This is a genomic window from Stieleria sedimenti, assembly GCF_025060895.1.
In the GTDB taxonomy this organism is placed as follows: domain Bacteria; phylum Planctomycetota; class Planctomycetia; order Pirellulales; family Pirellulaceae; genus Stieleria; species Stieleria sedimenti.
On sequence record NZ_JANZKV010000080.1, the window covers coordinates 1 to 4,056 of the forward strand.

Genomic DNA, 4,056 nt, shown 5'->3' on the forward strand with positions numbered 1-4,056 from the left:
AGAGAGGGCTCGCGCTGCAAATGTCTTAACGCCTACCGACAGGATCAATCCCGCACTTAACCCATTGGCATCCCGAAGGGATCACAGCGAGTAGCCGGAGGTCAGCGCAGCGCCACCTCCGGGCCACGCCCCCAATCCTCCCCTCGACCCCGGACGGGGTCGCAGCGAATTCCGGCACCCCGCCGAGTGCACCCGCCAGCCAAATGGAAACCTCAGAGACCGACCGAAAAACCAAGGGCGATCGCTGCGGCAAGTCGTTTTCCCAGCCAGCCGAATGCAGAAAGAAGGTAGGAAAATTTCGGGTAGGAAAACGGGTGGCGGAAAGACGAGAAACCCGGCAAACACTGTGCACTCTTTTCCTACCCCAAATTTGCCTACCTTTGTCTCCAACCGATGCATCGGCGCCGGGCCACGTCGCACGACCTACCCAACGGAACTCCGTCCGCTTCGGAAGTCTTTTGCACGCAGTTCATCAGCGTCGCGGTGCAAGCTGCGTTTTGATCTCATGGGTGCACTTCAAACATCCCAAGACGCTCGACTCCCAAGGATCGCCGCGGCGTGTGTTCTGTCGGATTCGTCTTCAAGTAAGAGAAAAACAACTCGGACCACACAACGCGAGCAACGAGGGAGTCATGCGCCGCTGAATCACACGAAGGGCCGCAAGAGATCAAGACGGCTGTCGCACCAAAACGCTGACGACCTGCGGCCAGAGGATTCAAGAATCTGGCGTCAGCTTTTCGGCCCGGAGTCCCACGCAACATGAGCCCACCGCGACCGCACATCAACCGCCGAAGCGGAAAGCAATTCGATGAAGTTCAACGTTTGGGTTCACCAAGTTCCGGCAGCCAGCGAAATTCAGCGTGTAACATTTCAAGTTGACCCTCGCAGTGTTGTTCCGTGCCGGGGATCAGATTTTCCATCATACGCCGTAGTTCGAGCCAAATCATCCGAAAGAAAATGTAATCGTTTGGCTGTCGAGACAGTACCTGAAATCGTTGCCCTGTTCCCAAAGGCACAATCTCATGGTGTTCCGCAACGCACTTCCCAGATGCCTCGAACAATTCATGACATGCATCAAGCTTAAATGCCTTCTCACCTTTCCGAACAATGAAGCTGCTGCATTCAGAACCGGGCACACCAAAATTGACGAGTGGAAGCTCGGAAAACAAACCGTCACTTTCCAGGCCAGCCAGAGCATCCAACAACCGATCGCGTCCTATTGCTGCCGTAAAGTACGGGGCACCACCCTGAGTCCTGTCCCCGGACCAGACAATCGTTCCATCGTCAAACGCTGCGAACATCAAGCGGGCAAATGGAGGCGTAATGCTTCCATACGCAACGAGCGCAAACACGTTTCCAGCCGTGCTGAGATTCCGTCCAATAATGTTCAAAACGTGCTCCCAATCGCACTTCGGTTAAAATCACGGGAAACGGGCAAACGACTCGCAAGCAGACCAAAACAACACGACTACCGTACTCCCGAACATGTCATGGTTCTGCTCTTCTCTGCGAGTGGAGTAGAGCACTGCAGGCGGCCAACATGCCAAGCACGATACCAACAACAGCGAATCTCGTCACAGTTGACACCTGCGATTCCATCAAATCCCGTTTGATTGCTGCACGCAACTCGGCCGGGGAATAGTTCAAAAGCAATGAGTTCAATTGAGATTGGCATTCGTGCCAACCGTCCAACCGAGCGGCGTTCCAATGATCGGGTCCGCTGATCGTAACCCATCCAGATTCTGTAGTTTTCCAGAGCGGTTCACCATCGAACTTCGCATCAGTGTAGAAACATTCCAAGCATTCGAGCCATGCAGCCTTGTGATTAGCGCGGTAGGTAGTTGGACCGTCGTCCGTTTCGAATTCCTGTGGTCCTGTTCCTATCTGCTTCCTCGGCCAGGTGATCTTTCGATTGAATTCGTCGGGAACGCGGGGAACGCGATACGAAATAAGTTCTTGAACAGCGATCGCTTGTTCATGTTGTGAACCTACCCAGCAAAACGAAAGACTTGCCATCGAAGCGAGTGCCAACGCAACGGTGAGCAAAAATCTCATTCAGCTGAAGTGCACTTGATTATCAGTAGCGAATTGCAATCGATCCGCGCATGGCGAGCAACGGGGAGAGATCGTGCGCCAGAATTTTGTCCGCCTTCACATAGGCCGGTGATGAGACTCGATTAGAGCGGATCCCGGCGGAGGGTGCCAGCGTTCTAATCCCAGGCGAACTCGAGCTGGCTGGCAGCAGGTCGGCCGGCTTCGGCTGCGACCGCCCTTGCACTTTCTTGTTCGTCTGTCGCACTACCAGTTGATTTGTTTCATGTGCGAAAAACCTTCCTCCATCGCCGCGTCCACGGCATCCCGAAGGGATCACAGCGAGTAGCCGGAGGTCAGCGCAGCGCCACCTCCGGGCCACGCCCCCAATCCTCCCCTCGACCCCGGACGGGGTCGCAGCGAACTCCCCCCACCGCGAACGCACGTCAACCGTCGAAGCGGTAAACAATTCGATCAAGTTCAACGTTCGGGTCAACCAAGCTGCCGCCCAAAATGGACCATTTCTGGAACGTCAGAGCGGCAACTTTGGTTCAGTCCTTTGCTACCCGCGGTTAATCATTCAGCCGGGCGATGTGGTGCGGGCTTCCTCGCTGCCTTCAAAAACAGCGAGTTCTTCGTTGAGCCTAGCGATTAGCTTGCGAATACCGGCCTTTGTAAACCCCTTCTCGCCAATTGGATGATCGCGCTGAATCGACTCCAGTCGTGATTGCAAATCGCGCAACTCTATCTGCGCTTTTTCGTATTCGGTTGCATTTGTAATCATAGCTCGATTTCCACAATCCCTTTCCGGCGACCATCTGCTTCGCGCGTCCGCCCAAAGAATTCTACCCAGTCGTCCCAGTCACGTCTATCTTCGGCCGCAAATAGCTCTTCAGGTCGGCGCGTGACGAGCATGGAATCGAGCTCAACAACTTCCATATCGCCGCGGTTAAGGCGGTCGGCAAAATCAACCGGAATCCAAATCACCGCGTCAATGTCATCTGGCTCTGGTTTCGATGTAACGAAGCTACCGTCGATAAAGAAACGCTTCGCGCCAATGATACGGGCAAGTTCAAGCCAACGTCGAAGCCGAATCGTCAAACGCCGGCGTTGCCGCGTTGACGCTCCGAATCGAAAGGTCACTTCCGCTTCAGTCGCAACATGAACGCCATTGGGCAAGTAGCCATCATCGCGAAAATCTGGGATCATGATTTTGTGATAGCGTCGTCCAATTTTGTCGGGTAACGAATTGCGATCTACCCGCGCATGCGGAGGAACGGGGATCCATCGGGCGCCAGAACTTTGTCGCTCCTCAGGTGGGCCGGTCACAGGACCTGTTTAGAACGGATCATACCACACGGTGCCAGTTTCTCAGGCCCACGAGAACTCGAACTGGGCGGCGGGAGCACGGTCCGGTTTGGTCTCCAGCTCCTTTGCACTTTCTTGCTCTCTTTCAGGCACCAGTCGTACCAGGTGCGAAAAACCTTCGCCCATCGCCGCCTCCACCGTATCCCGAAGGGATTGCAGCCAGTAGCCGGAGGTCAGCGCAGCGCCACCTCCGGGCCACGCCAATAATCCTCCCCTCGACCCCGGAGGGACGTCAATTTTATGACTGCAAGATTCATGGCTCCCTTCTCCCCCACAAATCGCAACAAGCTTGCTTGTCGATTTGTGGGGGAGAAGGGCTGGGGATGAGGGGGCTGGTGATCGGTTTTGCAGCCCACATCGATCGTCGCGGAAGTCGCTAAGCCTTTCGGGACGCCGGCCCTCTCTGGCGTTTGCTTGCTGCGCAAACGCCGTCTCTCCCAGAGGGAGAGAATCTAAATCGGTTGCCAAATCGTGCAGTAAAAGAATCGACATCCCTCGCAGCGGCAGTGGGCGGCTAAAGCCCAATACCAGCGGTTGCTGAATCCGCTTTTCCGACCGGCCCTTACTCTGCACTCGGCGACAACGTTAGACTGACGGCATCCCTGTTCACTTCGAGGTGCCATCATGAACAACCCTGTCTTTCGACTCCCTCTCGCC

The 4,056-nt window shown here is 55.4% G+C and carries 4 protein-coding genes; all 4 read right to left on the reverse strand.

Features of this window, described 5'->3' with window-relative positions:
- Positions 1-815 precede the first annotated feature (815 nt).
- Positions 816-1,391, reverse strand: a complete 576-nt coding sequence (locus tag NZK35_RS12115; RefSeq protein ID WP_259632797.1) for a hypothetical protein — start codon at positions 1,389-1,391, stop codon at positions 816-818.
- Between the two features lie 97 nt (positions 1,392-1,488).
- The gene (locus tag NZK35_RS12120; RefSeq protein ID WP_259632798.1) at positions 1,489-2,055 is read right to left on the reverse strand and encodes a hypothetical protein; all 567 of its coding nucleotides are present in this window, start codon (positions 2,053-2,055) and stop codon (positions 1,489-1,491) included.
- A 556-nt stretch (positions 2,056-2,611) separates the two neighbouring features.
- The gene (locus NZK35_RS12125) at positions 2,612-2,815 is read right to left on the reverse strand and encodes a hypothetical protein (RefSeq protein ID WP_095740236.1); all 204 of its coding nucleotides are present in this window, start codon (positions 2,813-2,815) and stop codon (positions 2,612-2,614) included.
- Positions 2,812-3,240: a DUF6932 family protein gene (locus tag NZK35_RS12130; RefSeq protein WP_259632799.1), complete on the reverse strand. Its 429-nt coding sequence runs from the start codon at positions 3,238-3,240 to the stop codon at positions 2,812-2,814. Before NZK35_RS12130 ends, NZK35_RS12125 begins: the two co-directional genes overlap by 4 nt.
- Between the last annotated feature and the right edge of the window lie 816 nt (positions 3,241-4,056).